28 protein-coding genes and 1 pseudogene are annotated in these 23474 nt (G+C 68.2%); 18 read left to right on the top strand and 11 right to left on the bottom strand.

Annotation, left to right across the window (positions count from 1 at the left end; all coding sequences use genetic code 11):
• Positions 1-51: 51 nt before the first annotated feature.
• The 3 genes and pseudogenes from QFZ67_RS02890 to QFZ67_RS02880 all read right to left on the bottom strand — a co-directional run.
• Positions 52-399, bottom strand: a complete 348-nt coding sequence (locus tag QFZ67_RS02890) for a TetR family transcriptional regulator C-terminal domain-containing protein (RefSeq protein ID WP_307665711.1) — start codon at positions 397-399, stop codon at positions 52-54.
• On the bottom strand, positions 396-659 hold the full coding sequence (locus tag QFZ67_RS02885) for a TetR/AcrR family transcriptional regulator (RefSeq protein WP_307659499.1): 264 nt from the start codon (positions 657-659) through the stop codon (positions 396-398). The genes QFZ67_RS02890 and QFZ67_RS02885 overlap by 4 nt, the downstream gene beginning before the upstream one ends.
• A 102-nt stretch (positions 660-761) precedes the next feature.
• Positions 762-1457 (bottom strand): annotated as a pseudogene (locus QFZ67_RS02880) (3-hydroxybutyryl-CoA dehydrogenase); the annotation flags it as partial.
• On the opposite strand from QFZ67_RS02880, the gene QFZ67_RS02875 reads away from it, so the two are divergent.
• Entirely contained in the window at positions 1396-2064 is a 669-nt protein-coding gene (locus QFZ67_RS02875; protein WP_307659498.1) for an aldehyde dehydrogenase family protein, read from the top strand. The pseudogene QFZ67_RS02880 and the gene QFZ67_RS02875 sit on opposite strands and share 62 nt — an antisense overlap.
• A gap of 35 nt (positions 2065-2099) precedes the next feature.
• Here the strand turns inward: QFZ67_RS02875 and QFZ67_RS02870 are convergent, their stop codons facing one another.
• Both QFZ67_RS02870 and QFZ67_RS02865 read right to left on the bottom strand, forming a co-directional pair.
• Positions 2100-3353, bottom strand: a complete 1254-nt coding sequence (locus tag QFZ67_RS02870) for an AI-2E family transporter (protein ID WP_307659497.1) — start codon at positions 3351-3353, stop codon at positions 2100-2102.
• Positions 3354-3428: 75 nt separating this feature from the next.
• Entirely contained in the window at positions 3429-3968 is a 540-nt protein-coding gene (locus QFZ67_RS02865) for an ATP-binding protein (RefSeq protein ID WP_307659496.1), read from the bottom strand.
• 201 nt (positions 3969-4169) lie between these two features.
• Here QFZ67_RS02865 and QFZ67_RS02860 point away from each other — a divergent pair, with 201 nt between their 5' ends.
• Positions 4170-4385, top strand: a complete 216-nt coding sequence (locus tag QFZ67_RS02860) for a DUF397 domain-containing protein (protein ID WP_373430199.1) — start codon at positions 4170-4172, stop codon at positions 4383-4385.
• Positions 4386-4472: 87 nt separating this feature from the next.
• Positions 4473-5375: a helix-turn-helix transcriptional regulator gene (locus tag QFZ67_RS02855; protein WP_307659494.1), complete on the top strand. Its 903-nt coding sequence runs from the start codon at positions 4473-4475 to the stop codon at positions 5373-5375.
• A gap of 81 nt (positions 5376-5456) precedes the next feature.
• Here QFZ67_RS02855 and QFZ67_RS02850 read toward each other — a convergent pair whose 3' ends face one another.
• Positions 5457-6269 carry an SAM-dependent methyltransferase gene (locus QFZ67_RS02850; protein WP_307665710.1) on the bottom strand — a complete coding sequence of 271 codons (813 nt, stop codon included), beginning with the start codon at positions 6267-6269 and terminating at the stop codon, positions 5457-5459.
• A 377-nt stretch (positions 6270-6646) separates the two neighbouring features.
• Here QFZ67_RS02850 and QFZ67_RS02845 point away from each other — a divergent pair, with 377 nt between their 5' ends.
• Genes QFZ67_RS02845 through QFZ67_RS02830 form a run of 4 tightly spaced genes read left to right on the top strand, consistent with a single transcriptional unit; the run spans position 6647 to position 10978 of the window.
• Positions 6647-7975, top strand: coding sequence for an ABC transporter substrate-binding protein (locus QFZ67_RS02845; protein ID WP_307659493.1), 1329 nt, complete (start codon positions 6647-6649; stop codon positions 7973-7975).
• The gene (locus tag QFZ67_RS02840) at positions 7972-8916 is read left to right on the top strand and encodes a carbohydrate ABC transporter permease (protein ID WP_307659492.1); all 945 of its coding nucleotides are present in this window, start codon (positions 7972-7974) and stop codon (positions 8914-8916) included. Before QFZ67_RS02845 ends, QFZ67_RS02840 begins: the two co-directional genes overlap by 4 nt.
• The gene (locus QFZ67_RS02835; protein WP_307659491.1) at positions 8916-9749 is read left to right on the top strand and encodes a carbohydrate ABC transporter permease; all 834 of its coding nucleotides are present in this window, start codon (positions 8916-8918) and stop codon (positions 9747-9749) included. The genes QFZ67_RS02840 and QFZ67_RS02835 overlap by 1 nt, the downstream gene beginning before the upstream one ends.
• Positions 9750-9787: 38 nt before the next feature.
• The gene (locus QFZ67_RS02830) at positions 9788-10978 is read left to right on the top strand and encodes an ABC transporter ATP-binding protein (protein WP_307659490.1); all 1191 of its coding nucleotides are present in this window, start codon (positions 9788-9790) and stop codon (positions 10976-10978) included.
• 9 nt (positions 10979-10987) lie between these two features.
• On the opposite strand, the gene QFZ67_RS02825 is transcribed toward QFZ67_RS02830, so the two are convergent.
• Positions 10988-11602 (bottom strand): SDR family NAD(P)-dependent oxidoreductase, encoded by a 615-nt coding sequence (locus QFZ67_RS02825; protein ID WP_307659489.1) that lies wholly within the window; start codon positions 11600-11602, stop codon positions 10988-10990.
• A gap of 138 nt (positions 11603-11740) precedes the next feature.
• Between QFZ67_RS02825 and QFZ67_RS02820 the strand changes: the two genes are divergently transcribed.
• The 3 genes from QFZ67_RS02820 (at position 11741) to tgmB (ending at position 13570) form a co-directional block, all read left to right on the top strand.
• A complete protein-coding gene (locus QFZ67_RS02820) occupies positions 11741-12151 on the top strand; it encodes a hypothetical protein (RefSeq protein WP_307659488.1) in 411 nt (136 codons plus the stop codon).
• Positions 12152-12435: 284 nt separating this feature from the next.
• Positions 12436-12627 carry a putative ATP-grasp-modified RiPP gene (tgmA, locus tag QFZ67_RS02815; protein WP_307659487.1) on the top strand — a complete coding sequence of 64 codons (192 nt, stop codon included), beginning with the start codon at positions 12436-12438 and terminating at the stop codon, positions 12625-12627.
• 13 nt (positions 12628-12640) lie between these two features.
• Positions 12641-13570: an ATP-grasp ribosomal peptide maturase gene (tgmB, locus tag QFZ67_RS02810; RefSeq protein WP_307659486.1), complete on the top strand. Its 930-nt coding sequence runs from the start codon at positions 12641-12643 to the stop codon at positions 13568-13570.
• 321 nt (positions 13571-13891) lie between these two features.
• On the opposite strand, the gene QFZ67_RS02805 is transcribed toward tgmB, so the two are convergent.
• A complete protein-coding gene (locus QFZ67_RS02805; RefSeq protein WP_307659485.1) occupies positions 13892-15271 on the bottom strand; it encodes a hypothetical protein in 1380 nt (459 codons plus the stop codon).
• A gap of 680 nt (positions 15272-15951) precedes the next feature.
• On the opposite strand from QFZ67_RS02805, the gene QFZ67_RS02800 reads away from it, so the two are divergent.
• Genes QFZ67_RS02800 through QFZ67_RS02785 form a run of 4 tightly spaced genes read left to right on the top strand, consistent with a single transcriptional unit; the run spans position 15952 to position 19365 of the window.
• Positions 15952-16290 (top strand): antibiotic biosynthesis monooxygenase, encoded by a 339-nt coding sequence (locus tag QFZ67_RS02800; protein ID WP_307659484.1) that lies wholly within the window; start codon positions 15952-15954, stop codon positions 16288-16290.
• Positions 16287-17171: an NAD(P)-dependent oxidoreductase gene (locus tag QFZ67_RS02795; protein ID WP_307659483.1), complete on the top strand. Its 885-nt coding sequence runs from the start codon at positions 16287-16289 to the stop codon at positions 17169-17171. The genes QFZ67_RS02800 and QFZ67_RS02795 overlap by 4 nt, the downstream gene beginning before the upstream one ends.
• Positions 17168-18124, top strand: a complete 957-nt coding sequence (locus tag QFZ67_RS02790) for an amidohydrolase family protein (RefSeq protein ID WP_307659482.1) — start codon at positions 17168-17170, stop codon at positions 18122-18124. Before QFZ67_RS02795 ends, QFZ67_RS02790 begins: the two co-directional genes overlap by 4 nt.
• Complete coding sequence (locus QFZ67_RS02785; protein ID WP_307659481.1) at positions 18121-19365, top strand: cytochrome P450; 1245 nt, start codon at positions 18121-18123, stop codon at positions 19363-19365. Before QFZ67_RS02790 ends, QFZ67_RS02785 begins: the two co-directional genes overlap by 4 nt.
• 115 nt (positions 19366-19480) lie before the next feature.
• Here QFZ67_RS02785 and QFZ67_RS02780 read toward each other — a convergent pair whose 3' ends face one another.
• The 3 genes from QFZ67_RS02780 to QFZ67_RS02770 form a co-directional block, all read right to left on the bottom strand.
• Positions 19481-19744 carry a hypothetical protein gene (locus tag QFZ67_RS02780; RefSeq protein WP_307659480.1) on the bottom strand — a complete coding sequence of 88 codons (264 nt, stop codon included), beginning with the start codon at positions 19742-19744 and terminating at the stop codon, positions 19481-19483.
• Between the two features lie 31 nt (positions 19745-19775).
• Positions 19776-20234, bottom strand: coding sequence for an SRPBCC family protein (locus QFZ67_RS02775; RefSeq protein WP_307659479.1), 459 nt, complete (start codon positions 20232-20234; stop codon positions 19776-19778).
• 105 nt (positions 20235-20339) lie between these two features.
• The gene (locus tag QFZ67_RS02770; protein WP_307659478.1) at positions 20340-21005 is read right to left on the bottom strand and encodes a UdgX family uracil-DNA binding protein; all 666 of its coding nucleotides are present in this window, start codon (positions 21003-21005) and stop codon (positions 20340-20342) included.
• 197 nt (positions 21006-21202) lie between these two features.
• Here QFZ67_RS02770 and QFZ67_RS02765 point away from each other — a divergent pair, with 197 nt between their 5' ends.
• The 4 genes from QFZ67_RS02765 to QFZ67_RS02750 are packed head-to-tail and all read left to right on the top strand — an operon-like array spanning position 21203 to position 23442.
• Positions 21203-22282 (top strand): YihY/virulence factor BrkB family protein, encoded by a 1080-nt coding sequence (locus QFZ67_RS02765; RefSeq protein WP_373429924.1) that lies wholly within the window; start codon positions 21203-21205, stop codon positions 22280-22282.
• Between the two features lie 46 nt (positions 22283-22328).
• Positions 22329-22751, top strand: a complete 423-nt coding sequence (locus tag QFZ67_RS02760; RefSeq protein ID WP_307659477.1) for a phage holin family protein — start codon at positions 22329-22331, stop codon at positions 22749-22751.
• Positions 22748-23176, top strand: coding sequence for a DUF3618 domain-containing protein (locus tag QFZ67_RS02755; protein ID WP_307659476.1), 429 nt, complete (start codon positions 22748-22750; stop codon positions 23174-23176). The genes QFZ67_RS02760 and QFZ67_RS02755 overlap by 4 nt, the downstream gene beginning before the upstream one ends.
• A complete protein-coding gene (locus QFZ67_RS02750; protein ID WP_307659475.1) occupies positions 23176-23442 on the top strand; it encodes a DUF4235 domain-containing protein in 267 nt (88 codons plus the stop codon). Before QFZ67_RS02755 ends, QFZ67_RS02750 begins: the two co-directional genes overlap by 1 nt.
• The last annotated feature ends 32 nt before the right edge of the window (positions 23443-23474 follow it).

Here is a 23474-nt window from a genome sequence, read left to right as displayed (position 1 = left end):
AGTCCCACTCCACAGCCGCCCGGACCACCGCGGGCAGCGGCTTCACGGCGGTCACATCGTGGGAAACTCCGGCGGCACCCCGACTGTGGGAGCGATTGCCCCCCAGATTGCGGCCTGAGCCCCGTCCAGACCGACCTTTGGGTCACCCAGCATCAGGCGGATGCCGAACCCGTCGCACAGGGCGAGCAGCAGCGTGCTCGTGGCGTCGACGTCGCAGTCGGCGAATTCCCCGGAGTCGATGCCGCGCTTGATCGCCTGGCCGACCCAGGTGTGAAGCTGGTCGTAGAGATCGATGGCGAGGTGCTGCGCGGTTCCGTCGCGCAGGGCCCGCACCCACAGCTCCTGCCAGAGCCTCCAGTCCTGCCGTAGCTCAGGGTCCGTCGGGAGGAGGCTGTTCAGGATGCGCGCCAGGACGAGCGAGGCGGGAACCGCGTGGGCATCCGCTCGAGCTCGACGCCTGTCGTCTGGGCGAAGGAGTACGTCATCGCTTCCGAGAAGAGCTTCTCGCGGTTCTCGAAGTGATAGTGGAGCAGTGCCGTCGAGACGCCTGCGTGCTCCGCGACCATGCGCATACGGATCTTCTCGAAGCCGACCTCGGCGATCACCTCGCACGCCGCGGCGAGAATCCGCTCACGTGTTTCGCGCGTGCGTTCTGCCATGGCCACGTCGGTGTCCTCGGGGGTCGATTCGGTGTCCCAGAGCGACGGGCGGGCTGTGGGCCCGTTGTCGCCGCGGCGTATCGGGCGGCTTCGGCACGGCATTCATCGGTACGTGTGAAAGCCCCTGCCCGACTTTCGGCCGAGCAGACCCGCATCGACCATCCGGGCCAGCAGCGGCGGCGGCGCGTACAGCGGCTCCCGGAACTCCTCGTCATCGACTCCGCGATGGCCTGCGTGGTGTCGAGCCCGATGAGGTCGGTCAGTGCGAGCGGCCCGAGCGGGTGGGCACAGCCCAGGACGATCCCCCGGTCGATGTCCTGGACCGACGCCGTACCCGACTCGTCCATCCGTACAGCCGCCAGCAGATAGGGGACGAGCAGGGCGTTGACGATGAAGCCGGCCCGGTCCCGGGCGCGCACGACCTGCTTGCCCAGCACCCCAGCACGCCGGAGGCGAACTCCTCCGCGCGCCGGGCGGTGCTCTCGCCGGTCAGCAGGGATAGCACCAGTTCGACCAGGGGAAGCACCGGAACGGGGTTGAAGAAGTTCAGACCCACCACCTGTTCCGGGCGCGCGGTGGCCGCCGCGAGCCGGATGACGGGGATGGAGGAGGGTTGGTCGCCAGAATCGCGTCCCGGCGTTGCACGGTCGCGTCGAGCCGGGCGAACACCGCCAGCTTCGCCGCCTCGTCCTCGGCCACGGCTTCCACGACCAGGTCCCGGTCGGCCATCAGGTCCATGTCCGTGGTCGTCGAGATTCGCGCCAGCGCCGCATCCCGTTCCTCGCCGGACAGCTTGCCTGCGGCGGTGGAGCTCGCCGCAGTCGCGTATTACAACGCGGGCCAGAACTGCACAGCCCCGACGCGACTTCTGGTCCACGCCCGCGTGCACGACGCGTTCGTTGCGGCGTTCGCCGCCCACACGGAGAAACAGCGACCGGGCACCGACTTCGGCCCCCTCAACAGCGCTTCCCAACTCGCTTCAGTGGAAGGCATGTTGAGCAGGCTGCCAGACCACGCCGAGATCGTCACAGGGGGTTGCCGGATCCAGCGGCCCGGTTACTTCCACGGGGCCACCGTGGTCGCCGGTGTCCGCCAGGCCGACGAGATCGTGCAGGATGAGATCTTCGGCCCGGTCGTCACTGTGCAGCGGTTCGCCGACGAGGACGAGGCGCTCCGGCCGGCGAACGATGTGCGGTTCGGTCTCGCGGCCGGCGTATGGACCGCGGATCACGACTGCGCCATGCGGGCGACCAGGGCGCTGCACACCGGGATCGTCTGGGTGAACACCCACGGCACTACCGTGTCCGAGATGCCACACGGCGGAGTCAAGCACTCCGGCTACGGCAGCGACCTGTTCATGGCCGGTCTGCTGGACTACACCCAGGCCAAGCACGTAATGCTATGACCCCGCCCGTCGGCGGAGACGGTTCGTCAGTGCCTTTACGAGTCCGTCCCTCGGTCGGCGGCCGGGGGCAGCAGCGGATCCGGCTCGCGCGCCCGGCGCAGCGCCCGATGGACCGACCAGAGGACCGACACCAGCGGTACGGCCACCACCGCGCCCAGCACTCCGGCAGCGATGGCCCCGCCGATGACCGAAAGCGCGACCACCACCGGGTGGAGCCGGACGGCCCAGCTCATCACGATCGGGTGCAGGAGATGGCCCTCGATCTGTCCGATGATCACGATGAGGGCGACGACCATGGCCGCGATCAGCGGGCCTTTGGCCGCCAGGGCCACCACGGCGGCGATCGCGAGGGCGATGGGTGAGCCGATCAGCGGAATGAAGGCGGCAAAGAACTCCAGCATGGCCAGCGGGATGGCGAGCGGCACGCCGAGAGCGAAGAGGGCGACCCCGACCAGGATCGCGTTGGTCGCGGCCACAAGGACGATGCCGTGGGTGTAACCGGTGAAGGTCCGCCAGGCCGCGCGGCCCGCGGTCGACACGCGATCCCGGGCGGCCGGCGGAAGCTGGTCGCAGAACCAGCCCCACTGCCGGTCGCCGGAGTGGATGAAGAAGACCGAGCAGAACAGGGCCAGGGCGAACACGGTCAGGACTTCGACCAGTCGGCCGGCGCCGCTGATTGCCGTACTGATGAGGGTGGTCCGGTGGCTGGACAGGAAGTGCCCGATCCGGGACTGGATGTCGTTGAGTGCCTCGGGGTTGAGCCGGAACGGCGGCCCCTCGAACCAGCGCTCGATCCTGCCGAAGCCTGCCTTGAACTCCCGTACCAGCCCGGCCTGCTCTCCCGCCACCGCCTCGCCGACCAGCGCCAGGACCCCGAGGACGACGACGATGCTGCCGAGCAGGGACACGGCGACGGCGAGCGGTCGCGGCAGGACGCGCCCCAGGAGGTCGGTCACCGGCCGGAGCATCGCGGTGATGACCATGCCGAGGAAGACCGCCACGGCGATCTCGTGGAACCGCCCCAGCACCGAGAAGACAACGTATACGAGGGCACCGACAACGAGGATCCGCCAGGCGTAGGCGGCAGCCGTCTGAAGGGCGGGGAACACCCGCAGTTCGCCGCCGGGGCGTGAGTGGGGCGGCGGGCGCAGAGTGCCCGGTTTCCCGGCCGGACGCCGGGTGATGCTGCGTAGCGCCTGACGCGACGCCGTGCGGACCCGGTGCCGGCGCCCGGCGGACGTCGCGCCGAGGTCCGGGTTGCTGGGCTGCGGATCCGAAGGCGTGGACATCCACAAGCTCGTACCACCGGGGCCCCTTCGTGCCACGCCACCGGCGCGATATTCGCCCGAAGGGGTATCGCTGTGTCAGCTGACCTGTGGGTGAAGGGGTAGCGTCGCCCATACGGTCTTGCCCCGCGGCGGTGTCAGTGACCACGACCAGGTGTCGCTCAGTGCGCTGATGAGTCTGAGGCCCCGGCCGCCCACTGCGCAGGCGTCGGCGTCGGCGTCGCGCGGACGCGGCGGATCGGAGCTCGGGTCGGTGACCGCGCAGACAAGGTCGCCGGGGTGCAGGAAGATGCCGAGCCAGACGGGGTAGTCCCCGTCGTCGGGCGAGGTGGGGTCCAGCGCGTGCTGGACGGCGTTGGTGACAAGTTCGCTGACGACCACCGCGACGTCAGGAACGAGAGTGTGCAGCGCCCACCCATTGAGGGTCGCGGCGACGAAGTGCCGTGCCTGGGGAGCGTTTCGAAGCTGTCCGTCCAGGCCGCATGCGGCGAATCCGACCGGGCTGTTGCCTTGGACCAGTGCCCATTCCGGCTCGCCTGAACGGGCTGATCCGGTCGGCAGTTCCGCGTCAGGCTCGGCACCGCAGAACCGGCCTCCGTGCCGGGTGCTCGTGCTCATTGAGGCTGACAGGTGGGTGGTCACTGGCCATGTCCCCCTGAGGGCTTGGGACTTCGACGCTGCGGCAGCCGCCGTGGAACGAGTATGGTCTAGCACCACCCGAGAATGCAATTGCATCTGGGATTGCATTCAATGGGGGGTTGAGGCGAACGAACTTGCGAACGGTGAGGGGCTGTTGCAGTGGAGTCTTTCTTCAACGGCATGCAGGCAAGTGCTCTGAGCTCGGCGATGTGGACCAAGAGCAGTCACAGCAACGCGACAGGGAACTGTGTGGAGATAGCGGAGTTGCCTGGTGGGCTTGTGGCGATTCGTAACTCCCGTGATCCGCAGGGGCCGGCGCTGATCTATACGCGGGATGAGATTGCGGCGTTCGTGGCGGGTGCCCGAGGTGGCGACTTCGACTCCGTAATCGGCTGAAAGAGGCCCCTGGGAACGTCAAGTTCCGTATGGGGGGAGTGGCTTTGGTGGATACTGGCGTCTCCCTAGCGTCCGCAGGAGCGCCCGATGGCTGCAGCCGACCCGAATGCGTCGTTGTTCGTACGACCGCTAGGGGCGGTAGAGGACAACCCGACTGCGCTGAGGCTGATCCTCGGCGGCAAATTGCGCGAGCTGCGCGTCGCCGCCGGGCTCGACCCCGTGGACGTCGACGGTCGGCTCGGGTTCTCGCGGTCGAAAACCAGCCGGATGGAGCTGGGGCGGCACAGCTGCAAGCCTGCCGACGCCCTGGCCCTTCTGAGCCTCTACGGGGTGGACCGCGAAGAGCGCGTCGCCGAGTTCCTCCACCTGGTGGACCAGTCCCGCCGGACCGACTGGTGGCGCTCGTTCAGCGACGTCCTGTCCGACTTCTTCACCCCGCTGGTCGCTCTGGAAGGAGCGGCCGAACGCATCCGTACGTACGAGCCGTTCTACGTGCCCGGGCTGCTGCAGACCCCCGCGTACACCCGCGCTGTGATCCAGGCCGGACCCGGCCATCTCCTCTCACATGAGGTGATGCGCCGGGTCGATCTGCGGCAGGAACGGCAGCGGCAGCTGGACCAACCGGATGCGCCGCGACTGTGGGCGGTGATCGACGAGTCCGTCCTGTTGCGGGCGGTCGGCGGCCCGGACGTCATGCGCGCCCAGCTCGAGCACCTCGTCAAGATGATGGAGCGCCCCCGGGTCACCCTGCAGATCGCCCCGCTGGATGTGACAGCCGCGGTCGGAGTCGGCACCGGCGTGACCTGTCTGCGCTTCGCCTTGAGCGATCTCAAGGATGCCGTGTACGTCGAGCACCTGACCGACTCGACGTTCACTCAGAAGCCGCAGGTCGTAGAGGAGTACCGGAACATGCTGGACCGGCTGGGGGCATGTGCGCTGACGCCTGCGGAGTCACTCGCGGTGCTGCGCGAGCGTATTCGCACCCTCTGACGTGAAACGGCGGCGGCCCGGGTACTGCGCGTCGAGGGCGCAGTACCCGGGCCGCACACGGTCTGAGGTGGGCGTTCGGCGTCACCCGACCCGAGCGAGGCCGCCCCACTCGATCCATTCGTCGGTCTGCTGGATCGGGGCCAGATCGCTGTCCGGTCGCCAGGTCGAAACCTCCACCAGGCCTGGCTCAAGAATCTCCAGGCCGGTGAAGTACTCGGTGACTTCGCGTTGCTCGCGCACTCTGCCCCAGTTGCCGCCGGTGGCCTCGGCCATGAAATCGGTGACGAACTTCCGGATCTCCGGCCGGTCGCTGACGAGCTGGCACACGACAAGGAAACTGCCCGGCACCAGGCGCTCCGCGACGCGCCGGACGAGGCCGGCCGGGTCGTCCTCGTCCGGGATGCAGTGCAGGACCGATACGAAGAGAGCCGCGACAGGTTGACTGAAATCAATCAGTCCCATCGTCTCCTCATGGCCGAAGATGCCATCGGTGTCCCGCATGTCGGCCTGTATGACCGCAGTGCGGTCGTTCTCGTCCAGCAGCGCTCGACCGTGGGCCAGCACGATGGGATCGCTGTCGACGTAGACCACCTTCGAGGCGGGATCGACGGCCTGCGCGACCTGGTGGACGTTGTCCTGGGTGGGAAGACCGGAGCCGTGGTCGATGAACTGCCGCACGCCGTACTCGCTGGCCAGCAGTCGCACCACCCGTTGCAGGAACCGGCGGTTGTTGACCGCCAGCACCTTCGTACTGGGCACCTGCTTCAGCAGCTGCTCGCATGCGTCGCGGTCCGACTGGTAGTTGTCGTCGCCCCCGAGAAAGTAGTCATACATGCGTGCCACGCTCGGCACTGTCGTGTCGATGGCGCTTGGGCGCAACGGCTCCCCTTGCATCCAGTTCTCACCCGCGTCTGTCGTGATCAGGTTTTGTAGGACGACCATGCTAGGGAGCGCGCGTGACGTGGCATAGGCCACGCAAGGGGGGAACAGGAGCGCGCCATGCTTTTCAGCCATGCCGCTACCGGGTGCGGCGGACCCTCAGGACGTTGTCCATACGCGTACCGGGTCGGCCATCGGGTCCCTCAGCCCTAGGTGAACACGACCTCATCCTCACCGCCGGCCCGCGCGGCGGGTGGCAAGCCATCCGGGGGATCTCCTGTTTCCGCCACGACGCGTTGCGCCGGCAGCGGCAGGGCAACGATTACGTTCGCCGGGACGACGGCGCTGCGCGGGGTGACCAGCCACCCGGTGACCGCTGGTCCGGGAGGTGAATGGTGGGGCGCACGAACGGACAGGCCCACCCGGCATGGGCGCGGGGCGAGGCATCGCCACGCCCCGCCGGTCGTGGCGCCGCGCGGCGGCTGCGGTGCCTCACCGTGCTGCCCCTGCTGGCCGGGCTGCTGTCCTGCGGCTCCAGTGAATCCGACGGCCCGGTCAGCCTGAACTGGTACAACTTTCCCGACGACTCAGGTGCCCTGGCCGAAGCGGCGAGCAACTGCACCCGCGCCTCGGGCGGGCGGTACCGCATCGCGTACAACAAGCTCCCGCGCGGCGCGGACGGCCAGCGTCAGCAACTCGTCCGTCGGCTCGCCGCGCACGACGCCCTCGACATCCTGGGCCTCGATGTCACCTGGGCCGCGGAGTTCGCCGAGGCCAAATGGATCCTGCCGTGGACGGGCAGCAACCGGCGCAGCGCCACCGAGGGTACTCTCGAAGTGCCGCTTCAAACGGCCACGTGGAAGGGCAAGTTGTACGCCGTCCCGTACAACACCAACACCCAGTTGCTGTGGTACCGAAGCGACCTCGTGCCCAGGCCCCCCAAGACCTGGGCCGAGATGCTGGACATGGCACGCGACCTCGCCAAGGAGGGCAAGCCCCACTACGTCGAGATCCAGGGCGCCCAGTACGAGGGGCTGACGGTCTGGTTCAACACGCTCGTGGAGAGCGCGGGCGGCTCCATCCTCAACGCCGCAGCCACAGCACCCTCGCTCGGCCCGCCCGCGGTCCAAGCGGCCACGATCATGCACGACTTGGCCACCTCTCCCGCCGCAGACCCCTCCCTCTCCAACCAGATGGAGGACCAGAACCGGCTCGCGATGGAGTCGGGCACTGCCGCCTTCGAGCTGAACTACCCGTTCGTGTATCCGTCGATGAAGGCGAACAAGCCCGAGCTGTTCAAGAGTTTCCGCTGGGCGCCGTACCCCGGCGTGGACCCGGGCCGGCCCTCGAAACCCACGATCGGCGGCATCGACCTCGCCATCGGCGCCTACTCGCGCCACCCCGGCCTCGCGTTCGAGGCCGCGCTGTGCCTGCGCAATCGCCAGAACCAGATGACCGCGGCGCTCAAGGGCGGACTGCCGCCCACGCTGCGCGCGCTCTACACCGACAAGGCACTCGCCAAGAGCTACCCGTTCGCCTCCGAAGTGCTCTCGGCCCTGGAGAACGCCAGCGTCCGCCCCCAGACGCCCGCCTACCAGAACGTGTCCATCGCGATCTCGCACACGCTCTCCCCGCCCTCGGGGATCCAGCCCCGCAGCGATGTCGAGAACATCGGCAGCCAGATCGAGGACGCCCTCCAGTCCAAGGGGCTGATCCCGTGAACACCCCGCCCCCCGCGACGTCGACGGCTCCGGCTCCGGCGCCCGGCAGGACCGAGGCACTGTCCGAGGGCGCACGACAGGAGCGACGGCTGGGCCTGCTGCTGTGCGCGCCCGCGGTGGTCGTCATGCTCGCCGTCACGGCCTACCCCATCGGCTACGCGATCTATCTGTCCCTGCAGCGCTACGACCTGCGCTTCCCGAACCAGGCGCGTTTCGTGGGCCTGAGCAACTACGGGGCCGTGCTCTCCTCCGAATTCTGGTGGGAGGCGTTGTGGGTCACGCTGTTCATCACCGCCGTCTCCGTAACCGTGGAACTCGTCCTAGGCTTCGCGCTGGCCCTGGTCATGCACCGTGCCATTTTCGGCCGGGGGACCGTGCGTACCGCGATCCTGATCCCCTACGGCATCGTCACCGTGGTCGCCGCCTACTCCTGGCAGTACGCCTGGACCCCGGACACCGGCTACCTCGCCGCACTCCTGCCGTCCGGTGATGCCCCGCTGACCGAGCAGTGGCCGGCCATCGGGCTGATCATCCTCGCCGAGGTCTGGAAGACCACCCCCTTCATGGCACTTCTCCTGCTGGCCGGACTCGCCCTGGTGCCCGAGGAGACGCTGCGCGCCGCCATGGTCGACGGCGCGTCCGCCTGGCAGCGCTTCGCCCTGGTGACGGTGCCGCTGATGAAGCCGGCCATCCTCGTGGCCCTGCTGTTCCGCACCCTGGACGCCTTCCGGATCTTCGACAACATCTACATCCTGACCTCGGGCGCTCATGGCACAGGCTCGGTGTCGATCCTCGGCTACGACAACCTGTTCACCGCGCTCAACCTCGGCATCGGATCGGCAATCTCCGTGCTCATCTTCCTTTGCGTGGGCCTGATCGCCTTCGCCTTCATCAGACTCTTCGGGGCTGCCGCCCCCGGCTCACAGGAGGCGGGACGCTGATGGCCAGCGCAGGCAAGCGGCACCTCACCGGCTGGGCCATCGCCAACACCGTAGTGATCGCCTATGCCCTGTTCCCGGTCTGGTGGATCGCGGCCCTGTCGTTCAAGGACCCCAGCACCCTCACCGACGGCAACTTCGTCCCGGAGAAGTGGACGCTGGAGAACTACCGCGGCATCTTCGAGACCTCGGAGTTCACCCGTGCCCTGATCAACTCGATCGGTATCGCCCTGATCGCCACCGTGATCGCCGTTGTGCTGGGCACCATGGCCGCCTACGCCGTGGCGAGGCTGCGCTTCCCCGGAAAGAAACTGCTGATCGGCATGTCCCTGTTGATCGCGATGTTCCCGCCGATCTCCCTGGTGTCCCCACTGTTCAACATCGAGCGCATCCTGGGCATCTTCGACACCTGGCCGGGGCTGATCATCCCGTACATGACCTTCTCCCTCCCGCTCGCGATCTACACCCTCTCGGCGTTCTTCCGGGAAATCCCGTGGGATCTGGAGAAGGCCGCCAAGGTCGACGGGGCCACGCCCGCCCAGGCCTTCCGGCTGGTGATCGCGCCTCTGGCCGCGCCGGGCGTGTTCACCACCGCGATCCTCGTCTTCATCTTCTGCTGGAACGACTTCCTGTTCGCGATCTCCCTGACCTCGACAACGAGGGCCCGCACAGTGCCGGCGGCGATCGCCTTCTTCACCGGGAGCAGTCAGTTCCAGCAGCCCACCGGTTCGATCGCCGCCGCCGCGGTAGTGATCACCATTCCGATCATCGTCTTCGTGCTGCTGTTCCAGCGGCGCATCGTCGCCGGACTGACGTCCGGGGCCGTCAAGGGCTGACCGGCAGCAGCCCATCGTCAGGACAAGGAGCACCGACCGTGGCCGAGATCGTTCTCGAGGGCATCACCAAGAGGTTTCCCGACGGCGCCCTGGCCGTGCGGGACGTCAACCTCACAGTCGGCGACGGGGAGTTCGTCATCCTGGTCGGGCCCTCCGGTTGCGGCAAATCCACCACGCTCAACATGATCGCCGGACTCGAGGACATCACCGACGGCACCCTCCGCATCGACGACCAGGTCGTCAACGACAAGGCGCCCAAGGACCGCGACATCGCCATGGTCTTCCAGAGTTACGCCCTGTACCCGCACATGACCGTGCGCGAAAACATGGGCTTCGCCCTGCGCCTGGCCAAGGTCGACAAGAACACCATCAGAACCAAGGTGGAGGAAGCCGCCCGCATCCTCGATCTGACGGTTCATCTGGACCGTAAACCCGCGAACCTCTCGGGTGGCCAGCGCCAGCGCGTCGCCATGGGCCGCGCCATCGTCCGCAATCCCAAGGCGTTCCTGATGGACGAGCCGCTGTCCAACCTCGACGCCAAGCTCCGGGTGCAGATGCGCACCCAGATCTCCCGCCTCCAGCAGCGGCTTGGCACCACCACCGTCTACGTCACCCATGACCAGACCGAGGCGATGACGCTCGGGGACCGCGTTGTCGTCATGCGCAGCGGCATCGTTCAACAGGTCGGCACCCCGCAGTACCTCTACGACGAGCCACGCAACCTCTTCGTCGCCGGGTTCATCGGCTCACCCGCCATGAACTTCCTCTACGCCACCCTGGAGGAGAACGTGCTGCGCACCATCGTCGGCGAGATCCCCCTGTCCGACGAGGTACGCCAGAGCCTGGAGCGCCAGAACGCGCCCCGGGACCTCATCGTGGGCTTGCGGCCCGAAGCCTTCGAGGATGCCGCACTGATCGATCCGGGCCGGCCGGGGACCACCTTCACCACCACCGTGGACGTGGTGGAGTCCCTGGGTTCGGACGTCTACGCGTACTTCACCGAGGAGGACTGGCAGCCCACGGCCACCTCGGAACTGGAGGAGCTGGCCGCCGATTCAGGCCTCACCGAGACGGGGGGCAGCGGCCACCAGATTGTCGTCCGGCTCAATACCGCAACGCGGGTCCGCGAGGGAAGCCAGGCCGAGCTGTGGGTGGACACGTCGAGGATCCACGTCTTCGACCCACGCACCGGTGTGAACCTCACCCACCGTGAGAACAGCGGTGGATGAGTGGCGGGTTCAGAGGGTGGTGATGAGTCCGCCGTCGATGACGAAGTCCGAGCCGGTGATGTTGCTTGCGCGGTCGCTGGCCAGGAGCAGGACGAGGTCGCAGTAGTTGGTCAGGGCCGCCTTGCTTGCGCAGTAGTCGATGATGGACGGGTTGGGCAGGAAGGCGTTGACCGAGCTGACGGTCACGATGGCGCCGGCGCCGCGGTCGGTCAGATGGGGCAAGGCTGCTCGGGTGGTGCGGACGGCGGCGAGGAAATTGATCGTCAGGCTCCAGAACCAGTCGTCGTCGTTGACGGACAGGGAGCCGCCGAGCCGTGGGCGTACGGCGCCGACGTTGTTGACGACGATGTCCAGCCCGCCGAAGAGGGAGACTGCCTCGTCGACCAGCTGGGCGGGGCCGTCGGCGGTGGTGAGGTCTACGAGTACGGGGCGGACCTGGGAGCCGGCCGCGAGTTCGGCCAGTGGGTCCGTGAGAGTGCGGGCGCCCGCGGCTACGCTGACGCCCTCGGCGGCTAGCGCCTGCGTGATTGCCAGGCCGTTCCCTTGCTCGCGCCGGTGACGACGGCCGCTATGCCTGCCAGGTGCAGCTCCATCGGGACTCCAGGGGTGGTGGGTGCCGGGCAACGCTGGATCGGGGCGGCCCGAGGCCAAGGATGCTGCCCCATCCAGGGGCGTGATCGGCACTTTTGCGGCGTGCGCCACGCCGCGGTACCTCTCCCGGCTGACGCCTCCGCGAAGCGCCGGGCTCTCCGTGCTACCTCCATGTCCGAGGGAGCCGGGCTGGTCTACAGCACCAAGCTGCTGCGGCAGATCGTTGAATGCCACGAGGTGAGCGAACGCCACGTCGCTCCCGGTTACTTGAAGGTCCATGATGTCCAGGTGCCCGGTGGCAGGGTCGCCCTCGCGGGTGGATTCGGCATCGGGGGGCCGGCGGCCGCCACCGCCATGGAGGAGATGGTGGGAGCCGGTGTGCGACGGGTCGTCAGCATCGGCGGAGCGGGCGGACTGCATCCTGCCCAGGTCATCGGCGATCTCGTAGTCTGCGATCGAGCTGTACGGGACGAGGGCGTCTCCTACCACTACCTGCCGCCGGATGAACGATATGTCCGCCCGGACGCGGCGTTGACCTCCCGGTTGCCGAAGCCGTCGAGCAACGTGCCGACGGCGTTCTGAACGCAGTGGTGACACAGGTCACTCGGTCTTCCGGTGCACCCGATGGCTCGTTCTGGCGTCTATCTCGGTGTCAGGCAGGCGTCAGCGAGCCGCGCGAGCGGGTGTGTTCGCGGGGTTGGCCGCGTAGCTGGCGGCGTAGTTGTCCGGAAGCTGCCCCTGCCTGGCGCACACAGGCTTCCGAATTATGACGGTATGTGATGAAACCATTACGTCGTCGATACGTACTGTTACTTACGTGGCATGAGTGGGGCTGTGGGCGGGCCCTGTAGGGGAGGGAGAGAAGCATGAGACCTTTTGTGTGGAACTATGCGCGTCCGGCTGAGCTGTCACCGGTGATCGACCAGTATGCGTACGACCCCATCCTTCAGCTGAACGTTCTGTCCGACGGGCGTCCGGCCATCATGGACAAGGCGTTGCTGGCGGCAGTTGGCACCACCACCTCGAAGGCCGGTTCCGCGACCCACTTCGACGACTGAGTGACCGTACGCGATGACGGTGCTGATCCTGACTTCCGAGCAGGATGTGACCGCGGACATGGTGGTGGCTCAGCTGCACGACCGAGGCGTTCCTCTGGTGCGGTTCGATCCCGGTGACCTTCCGGGTGAGGGGGCTCTGTCGGCGGAATATGTGCGGGGCGAGTTCCGCGGCTATCTGTCGGCGGGCGGGCGTGTGGTGAGTATGAGTGGCCTGCGTTCGATATGGATACGCAGGCCCAACGAGCCGGCGGCGCACGCCGCGGAACCATCCGCGTGGCTGTCCGCGGAAAGCGGGCAGGCGCTGTACGGGATGCTGGACTGCACGACAGCACGCTGGATGAACGATCCCGGCGCTGCGGCGAAGGCGCGTAACAAGCCGTGGCAGCTTCGCCTTGCCCACCGGAGCGGGTTCCCGGTGCCGGCCACGATCATCACCACCTATCCGCAGATCGCGCGTCAGTTCGCGGAGCAGTACCGGTACGTAGTGGTGAAGTCCGTGTCGGGCAAGCCGCCCAACGATCCGCCGATGGCGCTGCCCACCACATTGGTGCCACCGGATGCGGACTTCGCCGGTGTTGCCGCCGGTCCCACGCTGCTGCAGCGGTATATCCCCAAGCGCGCCGACATCCGGCTGACCAGCGTCGGTGACGAGCAGTTCGCCGCGCGGAAGGTCTCGGAGCCCGGGCAGGTGGACGGACGGTACGGAGACACCGGACACGCCTGGGAACCCGTCGAGGTGCCCGCTCGCATCACGCGCGCCGTTGCCGCCTACAAGGATCTCGCCAAACTCGCCTACGGCGCCTTCGACTTCGCGGAGGACTCGGAGGGAACGTGGTGGTTCCTGGAGTGCAACCAGGGAGGTCAGTTCGGCTTCGTGGAGTTGGAGACCGGGCAGCCGATCGCCGAAGCGGTGGCCAGCTGGCTGAGTTCCACGGCCGCGTGATTCGAGCTTAGGGCGGAGCGTGCGGGTGCAGGCCAGGGTCGAGGTATCGACCGGCCGCTTCGACTGACGGCCGCTTCGACTGACGGCCGGGGTGGCGTCGACCGGGGCCGCCGTCGGTCGACACGCCCTCCAGCCGTCTCCTGCCGCCGGCCGCCAAGGGCCGCCCGGGTGACCTGCCCGGCTCCACGGCAAGACGAGCACCGGTGCCCTGGCTCTCCGCTCCTATCGTGAAAGGTCACACCAGCGGCGGCGTCGAGGCGGGCGAGACGTGACGGAACCGAAGATTCCCCGGCAGGGGCTCTTCGTTGCCGTCCCGGGGCGTCAGGCGACGGTGCCCTTGCCCTGTGCCAGCAGCCATTCGCGGTGCAGGGCGCCAAGCGGGATGCGGTGCTCGAAGACTGGCGTGCCGAAGATGGACAGCTGCAGTTGCAGCCACCCCGTCAGATCCACGCCGCCGTATATCTTCCATGCCCCCACGACGGACTCGGGCGTGGCCTCAGCGCTGGCTTCGCCTCGTACGTACGGGGCGAGATCCGCGGTGAGGCCGACCGCGCCGTACAGCCCGACTGTGGCCTCGGCGCCGAGGGCGGCCTTCACCGTGCCCGCCGCCGCCACCTTCGCCTGTACCGGGGTGCTGGTCATGTCGGACGTGCTGACCGGCTTCCAGCCATCCGATTTCGAGTAGCTGCCGCCGATCCGGAAGCCGCCCTTGAGGTCTTGCTTGACGTCGACGCTGACGGTGCCGTTCGCGGCCACCTGGACGTACGCCGTGAGGTCGAGGTTCACCACGACCGGCACGGGCCCGACCTGGATCACGGGATCGGCGTGAAGCTTGGCGAAGGGAATCCGCACCGGCTTGCCGCCCGCTGCCGCCCTGCCCTTCAGCTGCCACTGTGACGTCCAGTCACCGGTAAGACCCAGGAACGCCGAGTCCGGCGTGAGAGCGGAGGACCCGTCGTACGAGAACTCGACCTCGGGGGCCAGCTGCACATAGCCCGCGACCGACGCCGACCCCGACACGGGGGCGCCTTCGGTGACCGGGAGCGGAAGCGACCCCCCGACGTCGATCCGCAGGCTGCCCAGGGGCACCTTCGCGCCCTCGGGGCCGACATGGATGTTCCCGGCCTTGGCCCAGGAGACCTTCACGCCCTGGACCAACGGCTCGACGTCGACACTCGCCGGATCGACCGGTACGGTCCCGTCGGCCTTGTCGTCGCCGAGCAGCGCGCCGAGCGTCGCAGGCTCGGTTTTGACCTCGGTGCCCTTCCCGGTCTTTCCGGCCACGCCGGTGACCTTGGCGAGCAGCCCGTCGGGAGCCCCGGGCGCGGGCCCGCTGGCGATGACGTCCCCGACGGCGGGGACGTCATCGGCGGAGGCGGTCGCGGATGGCGCCTTTTCCGCAACGGATATGACGGCCCGTCGGCTGCTGCGGTCGTAGGACGCGACCCTGAGCGGCGACTTCTTCGCCTTTCCGTCCTCGCCCGCACGGGCGACGTCGGTCGGCGCCCCCTTGGGCGTCCCGGCGACGGCGAGCTGCCGCGCGGGGTCGGGGACGGGGCTCACGATGCTGGTGGGACGCGGCGCACCGGCGCCGGCCGCAGCCGGGGACGACGCCCCGGTCTCGGCCGAACACCCGGTGGTGAGCAGGGAAACGGTGGCCAGAGCCGCCAACAGGGCATGCCTGGCAGACAACTTACGCACGTGGGAAACCTCAGGGCGTGTGGTGGGGGGGGGTACGCGCAACAGGAAGGAACTCGCGAATACCAGCGAGTAACAACTGGCCCTGACAATCCCACACGACCATGCCCACCGCGGAGACTCTTCACAACCTCGCCCATGACGTACGTCACACCAGCACCACGCCACGCAGTGAACGGGCGGTCAGGCGGGGCCGGTTGGGCATCGGCCCGGGCAACTCGACGAGAGCTGCCCGTCGCCCGGGGGACGCCGCTCCCTCGTCTTCAGGGGCGGCGGAGGCGTTGCTTCGCTGAGGGCGGGGCTGGCGTGGCTCGACCGAGCGAAGGAGCAGAGTGGTCGACTGTCCGGCCTGAGTTCCTCGAGGCGTCGGCGCCGTGGCGGACTCCGCGGGTTCGAAGGGCGCATCACGGCTGCCCCGGGGTTGCCGTTCTCCGGGACGAGCCGGCGTCGCAGGCAGTGTGGCCGCTACCAATCCTCGAGGCCCAAGAAGCCCCCCGTTGGTGTGACGCGAGGCGTCCGGAATCACCTCCGAAAAGGGCCCTTCGACTCTCACCCGTACGGGCTAGCAAACGCGGCGGAGCCCTTGTCTCCGTTGGGCTGTCCCCATGTCGGAGTTGCGTCGCCACGGGAGCCATGAGTCGGTTGGAGTCGTGTTCTGCCAGATCTCACCATCAGGAGGAGACATGAGCACTGCGCAGAAGGGCCAATCGGCCGAGAGGCTGTCCGTGGTGTACGCAGTCCACGTCATTGAAGGCGGCGAGCAAGGGTTTCGGGACGTGTACGAGCGGATACGCAAGTCCGTCGCTCGTGTACCCGGACACCTCGTCGACCGACTGGGAGAGCCCCTCGACGACTCCCGGCAGTGGGTGATCACCAGCGAGTGGGAGACGCCCGAGCACTTCTTCGCATGGCAGCAGGGCGAGGACCACCGCGCACTGGTGGCTCCGCTGCGCGAGTGGGTCGACCAGACCCAGTCGCTGCGGTTCCGGGTCATTCAGGAGACCGTGGGAGGGAAGGCATGACGCGCCCCAGCGGCCCTGTCGCCGTCCTCGGTCTCGGCACGATGGGCACCGGTCTGGCCACCCGCCTTCTGGACCAGGGCATTCAGGTACGGGTCTGGAACCGCACCGCGGAGCGGACTGGTCCGCTCGCCAAGGCCGGCGCCTTCGCCGCAGCCCACCCGGCCGATGCCGTCGAGGGAACGAGCGCTGCCATCTGCACCGTGGCCGACGGCGAAGCCCTCGGCGCCGTGCTGCGAGGACCGGACGGGGTCCTGACCGGGGCCCCGTACCCCGGCGCCCTGGTCTGCGCCAGCACGGTCGCCCCCGAAGAGGTCGTCCGCCTCACCGGGAACACGCACTCCGTTCTGGACGTCGGCATGCTGGGCAACCGTGAGCACGCCCGCACCGGCGAGTTGCGGCTGTTCGTCGGCGGCGAGGAGCGGGTCTTCACCGCGGGGCGGCCGCTGCTCGAACTGCTGGGCAAGGAGGTCGTCCACCTCGGCGAACTCGGTTCCGGCATGCGGATGAAGCTGCTCCTCAACCTGCTGATGGGGATTGAGGTGCAGGCTCTGGCCGAGGCCGTCGAGTTGGCGGCCGCCACCGGACTCGACCGGAAACTCGTCCTCAGCACGATCGCGGGCAGCGGCTTCGCCTCGCCGGTCATGGCGTTCAAGTCGAAGCGCCTGGCAGCCGGGCACTTCGACAAGCCGGACTTCCGGCTGCGCCTGATGGCCAAGGACCTCATGCTCGTCGCGGACCAGGCCGTCGCGGCCGGGCTGCGACTTCCGCTCGCAGCCGCAGCCGCGGAGACCCACGCCCGCGCTACCGAGCAGGGATTCGGCGACGAGGACTGTGTCGCGGTCACCCATGCCCTCACACCGAACCCGGGAACTCACACATGATCATCGACATCCACGGGCATCTGTCCCCACCGGAGGCCGCCCGACGCTTCCCCATGCCCCCCAGCCTCACCGACGTCGACGGAATGCTCGCCGCCCGCGCTCAGGCCGGGATCGACCTCACCATCATCGGCAGTCCGGTCGGCGCCGGCGCGATGGCGCGAGTCCCCGGCGTCGACAACTACGCGCAGCCACGAGACCGGCTGCGAGGCTTCCACGCCTGGATGTCGGGCCTGATCGCCTCGTTCCCGGACCAGTTGCGCGGGTACGTGTACGCCAACCCGTTCGGCGACGACGATCACCTGGAAGGAGTCCGGGAGACGCTGGCAGACCCTGCCTTCGTCGGCATGATCACCACCTCCAGTGTCCACGGCGAACTGCTCGGCTCTCCGCGAGCCGACTCCTTCTTCGCGCTGGCCGCCGAGATGGGAGTGCCGGTCCTGGTGCACGCCCCGGCCGAACCGATCGGCACCGAGCGGGTCGACGACTTCGGCTTCGTCGAGCAGATCGGCCGGTTCGGCGACATCACCATGGGCATGGCCATGATCGCGTTCGCGGGATGGCTGGACAAGTATCCCGGCCTGCAACTGATCGGTGCCACCGGCGGCGGCGCTTTGGCACTGCTGCCGGAACGTCTGCAGACGGCGGCGCGTCCCCGGCACTGGGGCGGGGGCGCGCCGTCGGCGCCGCCTTCCGCCCCGCCGGCGGCCGACCCGGCCGCGGCGCTCCAGCGCATGTACGTCGACACCAGCACATTCAGCCCCGCGCACCTGGGCCTCAACGCGGAGGTACTGGGGCCGGAGCGGCTGCTCTTCGGCACCGACTCACCACCGATGTCCGTGCCACTGGAGGAGTTCATGCGCATGATCGAAAAGCTGCCGATCGACAAGGCGTCCCGGCAGCTCATCCTCGGCGGCAACGCCGAGGCCCTCTTCGACCTCAGGAGCCGTCCGTGACCACCGTGGAAGACCCTGTCGCCGCAGCCGCGCGGTGCACCCCCGAGTTCAGACGGAACCCGCACCCCGTCTACGCGCACCTCAGGGACGAGGCGCCCGTCTGCCCCATGCGGCCGCCGCACGGCGTCGAAACGTACCTGATCACGCGGTACGAGGACGCGCGGGCCGCCCTGTCGGATCCGCGGCTGAGCAAGGACATGTACGGCGCCATGGACGCCTACCGAAGGATCTTCGGTGACTCGTCCGTGGCACTGGACGACAACATGCTCAACTCCGACCCGCCCAAGCACACCCGGCTGCGCAAGCTGGTCAACTCCGAGTTCACCCCGCGCCGCGTGGAGGCGCTGCGGCCCCGGATCCAGGACGTCGTCGAGACGCTGCTGGACCAATGCCCGACCCGGGAACCGGTCGACCTGCTGCCCGCGTTCGCGTTCCCCCTGCCGATCACCGTGATCTGCGAACTGCTCGGCGTGCCCCCGGACGAGCGGTCTCAGGTGCAGGGCTGGTCCACCACGGTGGCCAACACCGGGTTCGGCGAGGAATCCAAGAAGGCCCAGCAGAAGGCGGAAGAGAGTCTGCACACGTACTTCGCGGATCTCCTCGCGCGTAAGCGCAGCAGCCCGGGTGAGGACCTGCTCAGCGCCCTCACCGTAGCCCGGGACAATGACGGCGGGCTCACCGAGAGCGAGCTGATCTCGACCGCGTTTCTGCTGATGTTCGCGGGCCACAAGACGACCGCCCTCCTCATCGGCAACGCCGTCTACCACTTCCTCGCCAATCCTGCGCAGCTCCGCGCCGTTCAGGAGAACCCGGAGCTGGTCGGGCCGGCGGTGGAGGAGCTGGTGCGCTACGACGGCTCGGTGGAGACCGCGACGTTCCGTTACGCAACCGAGGATGTAGAGATCGCCGGGACGCGGATTCCGAAGGGCGCCCTGGTTCAGATCGCGCTGACTTCGGCCAACCGCGACCCGCTGAAGTTCGACTCGCCGGACCAGTTCGATGTGACGCGACCGGAGAACGCGCAAAGTGCCCATCTCGGGTTCGGCCAGGGCAGTCACTACTGCCTGGGAGCGCCTCTGGCCAGACTGGAGATGCAACTCGCTCTTACCGGTCTGTTCAGCCGTTTCCCGAGGTTGGCTCTGGCCGACCCCGCGAGTGAGGCGCGCTGGATGGAGGTTCCGTTCCCGGCCTTCCGCGGTCTCGCGGAGCTGCCCGTCGTGCTCGATCCTGCTGTGCCGTGACCGACAGTGGGGGGATGTCGGGGTCCTACGCGGCCGCCCCGGACCCCGGGGCGGCCGCGACAGACTTCGGCTCCCATGAGCGCACGTAATTCACCTCGGCAATTCACCTCGGCAATCAACCGTGGACCGCGCGGCAGCGTGAGTCGGCGGCACCGGCGGCGCAGAAGAGGCCGTGGGGCTTCCCGTCGACAGTGACGTGGACCGCGCTGTACGGCATCCGCTTGACGACGACGGGCGCGCCCTTGCGGTAGGCCCGGTCCGTGGGGTGATTGGTTGCCTCGATCCTGCCGGTCAACGGACCGGTGGGTGCTTGGGCGGTGAGCTGCCCGGTTGCCTTGCCACCCCGCGCCGTGTCCGGCTCACCTGCCCAGACCGTCAAAGCACGCGGCGCGGGGCGTGCGCGGCGGGTGTCATACGGGCTTGACGCGGCCGCGCCATGCGCCGGTCTCGTCGCCCCTCTGCTCGATGTACTCCTTGAAGCGGCGCATGTCGCCCTTGACGCGCCGGTCGATCAACCCGGCCATGTCCGCGGTCTTCTCCGCCGCCCCGCTCGGTTCGACGTCCATGACGAGCCGCACGCGTGTGTGCGTGTCGTCCAGGCGCTGGAAGCTGACGATGCCCTTCTGCTGGGTGTCGCCGCCAATGGTGCGCCACGCGATGCGCTCGTCCGGGAGCTGGTCGACGATCTCGGTGTCGAACTCCCGTCGTACGCCTCCGATCTTGGTGGTCCAGTGGTTGTGTACGTCGTCCACCTGCCTGACCTCCTCGACGCCCTCCATGAAGTTCGGGAACTCCTCGAACTGCGTCCACTGGTTGTAGGCGGTGCGGACGGGGACTTCGACCTCGACCGTTTCCTGCACCGTGCTCATTACTGCGTCTCCTCTCACCGGATCCGCGGGGCAGCCTGTCTGCCGCGCGGGTACTCGGCGACTTGCAGGGGTACCCACTGCCGGCCGGATATCACGCCGGCCGGGTCATCGTGGCGCCCGGTGGAGTGCTTCGGCGGCCGCCCGAAGGTCCGAGACGAGGCCGGTGTAGGCGGCTTCGCGGTCGTCCGAGCGCAGGACGGCCGAGGGATGAAGGGTCGCCACCACGTACGCCTTCGGCTGCTCGCCGGGGAGCGGGATGAGCGCGCCCCGCTCCTTGCTCACCCGGAACGACGTTCCCAGCAGGGCCTTGCCGGCGGTCGCACCCAGCGCGACGACCACGTCCGGGCCGACCATGCGCAGCTCCGCCGCCAGCCAGGGGCGGCACGCGGTCATCTCACGCAAGTCCGGTGACTTGTGGATGCGGCGTTTGCCCCGCGCCTCGGTGAACTTGAAGTGCTTCACCGCATTGGTCACGTACGCCTCTTCCACGTCGATGCCCGCCTCCCGCAGCGCCTTCCTCAGCAGGCCCCCGGCGGGTCCGACGAACGGCTCGCCCTGCCGGTCCTCCTGATCGCCGGGCTGCTCCCCGACGAGCATGATCCGTGCCGCCGCGGTTCCCGCTCCGAACACGGTCTGCGTGGCGTTCTCGAACAGCGGGCAGCCCTGGCACTTCGCCGCGGCGCGGCGGTGTGCCGGAATACCGCCACGGCCGGGCAGATAAGGGGTGGCGTCGTACTGCTGCCCAGGGCCCTCGGTGTCGGTGCGGCTCATCGACGTCACCTCCTGGGCGCGACGGACCGCCTTCACCGCTTCGGGGTACCCCGCCGACCTCGAACATCACGCAAATCCTTGAATGCCTGCAATTCGGGCACCCGCTTAACCGGGCCCTGCCGCTCGCCGAAGATGAATAGTGATTTGAAGGCTTACATGGTGTTTCGTAACGCGGACTTGCGGCTACCCGCAATGTCATGGCAGGGATTCAGCGACGCAGACGCGAGGAAGCGCAGCCCCAGGATGGCCGGCATGAGCCCGGAGCCGGGGCAGCGGGCGCCCGGACGGACAGGCCTGTGGGGCCCGATCCGCAGGTGGAGCGGGATGCGCCGAGCGAACCGACCGACATGCCCAAGAAGTCGTGGTGGGCGGTGCTTCGGCGGACGGTGGCGGAGTTCAAGGACGACGAGCTGGCCGACCGGGCGGCCGCGCTGACCTACTACGGGGTGCTGGCACTCTTCCCCGCGCTGCTGGTGCTGGTCTCGCTGCTGGGGATCGCGGGTGAGTCGGCGACAAAGAGCATCCTCGACAACCTCAAGCAGCTCACCCCCGGCTCAGCCCGCGACATCATCACAGGCGCGGTCGAGCAACTGCAGGCCAGCAGCGGCACCGGATCCATCCTGGCGATTGTCGGTCTGCTGATTGCGCTGTGGTCGGCGTCTGGGTATGTGGCCGCGTTCATCCGCTCCTCCAATGCCGTCTACGACATCCCCGAGGGACGGCCGGTGTGGAAGGTCACCCCTCTGCGCCTGGCTCTGACGCTGGTGCTGATGATCATGGCGTGCGTCAGCGCGCTGCTCGTCGTGTTCACCGGCGGCCTTGCCGAGCAGGTGGGTACGGCGATCGGGATGGGAGACACGGCGCTGACAGTGTGGTCGATCGCCAAATGGCCGGTCCTGGTCCTGTTGGTCACCATCATGATCGCGATCCTGTACTGGGCGTCGCCGAACGCGAGGGGCCGTGGCTTCAAGTGGGTCACCCCGGGCAGTTTCCTGGCCCTGGTGATCTGGATGATCGCCTCGGCCGGCTTCGCGCTGTACGTGGCGAACTTCGCCTCCTACAACAAGACCTACGGCACCCTGGCCGGGGTGATCGTCTTCCTGGTCTGGTTGTGGATCACGAATCTGGCGATCCTGCTGGGTCTGGAATTCGACGCGGAGCTGGCCCGTGAACGCGCGATCATCGGTGGCCACCCCGAGGGCGAGGAGCCCTACGTCCAGCCCCGCGACACCCGCAAGTGGAGTGAGGAGGAGCGCAAGGAGACGGGCAGCGACTGAGCCGGGATGTGGATGCCGGTTGAGCAACGAAAGGCAGGTCACGACGATGAGCAGGTCAGTGGACCATCCACCGCCGCGGCAGGACACCGACGCCTCTGTGAGCGATCTGGTCAAGCAGGCGTCCGAGCAGATCTCTCAGCTGATGCGGCAGGAGCTGCGGCTTGCGCAGGCGGAGATGAAGCAGAAGGGCAAGCGGTTCGGGGTCGGCGGAGGTCTGTTCAGCGGAGCCGGAGTGATCGGCTTCATCGCCCTGCAGGCGCTTGCCGCCACCGCGATCGTGGCTCTGGACCTGGTCTGGCCGTTGTGGGTCGCGGCGCTTGTCGTAGCCGCCGTCCTGATTGCGGTGGCGGCCGTGCTCGCCGCCGTGGGCAAGAAGCAGGTGGGCCAGGCCGGCCCGCCCACCCCCGAGCAGGCCATCGACAGTGTCAAGGCCGACGTGGCCGAGATCAAGGAGAGGGCACACCGATGACGGACAAGTCCCAGAAGGACTCCACGCCCACCACTGAGGAACTGCGTGAGCAGGTGGAGGTCACCCGCGAGGAGCTCGGTCAGACGGTCGAAGCGCTGGCCGGCAAGGCGGATGTCAAAGCACAGGCACAGCAGAAGGCGGCGAAGGTGAAGAGCCAGGTGCAGGACAAGGCCGCCCACGCTCTGCACAGGGCCCAGGACAAGACCCCCGAGCCGGTACGTGAGAAGGCCGCGCACGCAAAGCAGCACCTGACCGAGAGTGCCCACGTCCTGGGAGAGAAGATCGAGGACAGCACTCCGGAGCCGGTGCGAGCAAGGGCGGGTCAGGCAGTCGAATTGGCGCGCGGTAACCGGGTCCTGCTCATCACCGCCGGCGTGGCCGCGCTCGGCGTGTTCGTCCTCATACGACGCAGCAGGAGGAATTGATGCAAGCGTCGAAGGTTGCCTACAAGCCGGTCGGCTTTGCACTGGGCGCCTTGAGCGGTGCGGTCGCCAGCGCGGTCTTCAAGCAAGTGTGGAAGGCCATTGGCCATGACGAAGACGCCCCGGACGCCACCGACCAGGACCGCAGCTGGCGGGAAGTTCTGATCGCCGCCACGCTGCAAGGCGCGATCTTCGCCGCGGTCAAGGCTGCGGTCGACCGCGGTGGCGCCAGCACCGTGCACCGCCTGACCGGAACCTGGCCCGGCTGACCAGGCCTGGGGTGCGGCCGGGGGCTCACCGC

The organism is Streptomyces sp. V1I1 (genome assembly GCF_030817355.1).
In the GTDB taxonomy this organism is placed as follows: domain Bacteria; phylum Actinomycetota; class Actinomycetes; order Streptomycetales; family Streptomycetaceae; genus Streptomyces.
This window is presented reverse-complemented; position numbering and strand designations above follow the sequence as displayed.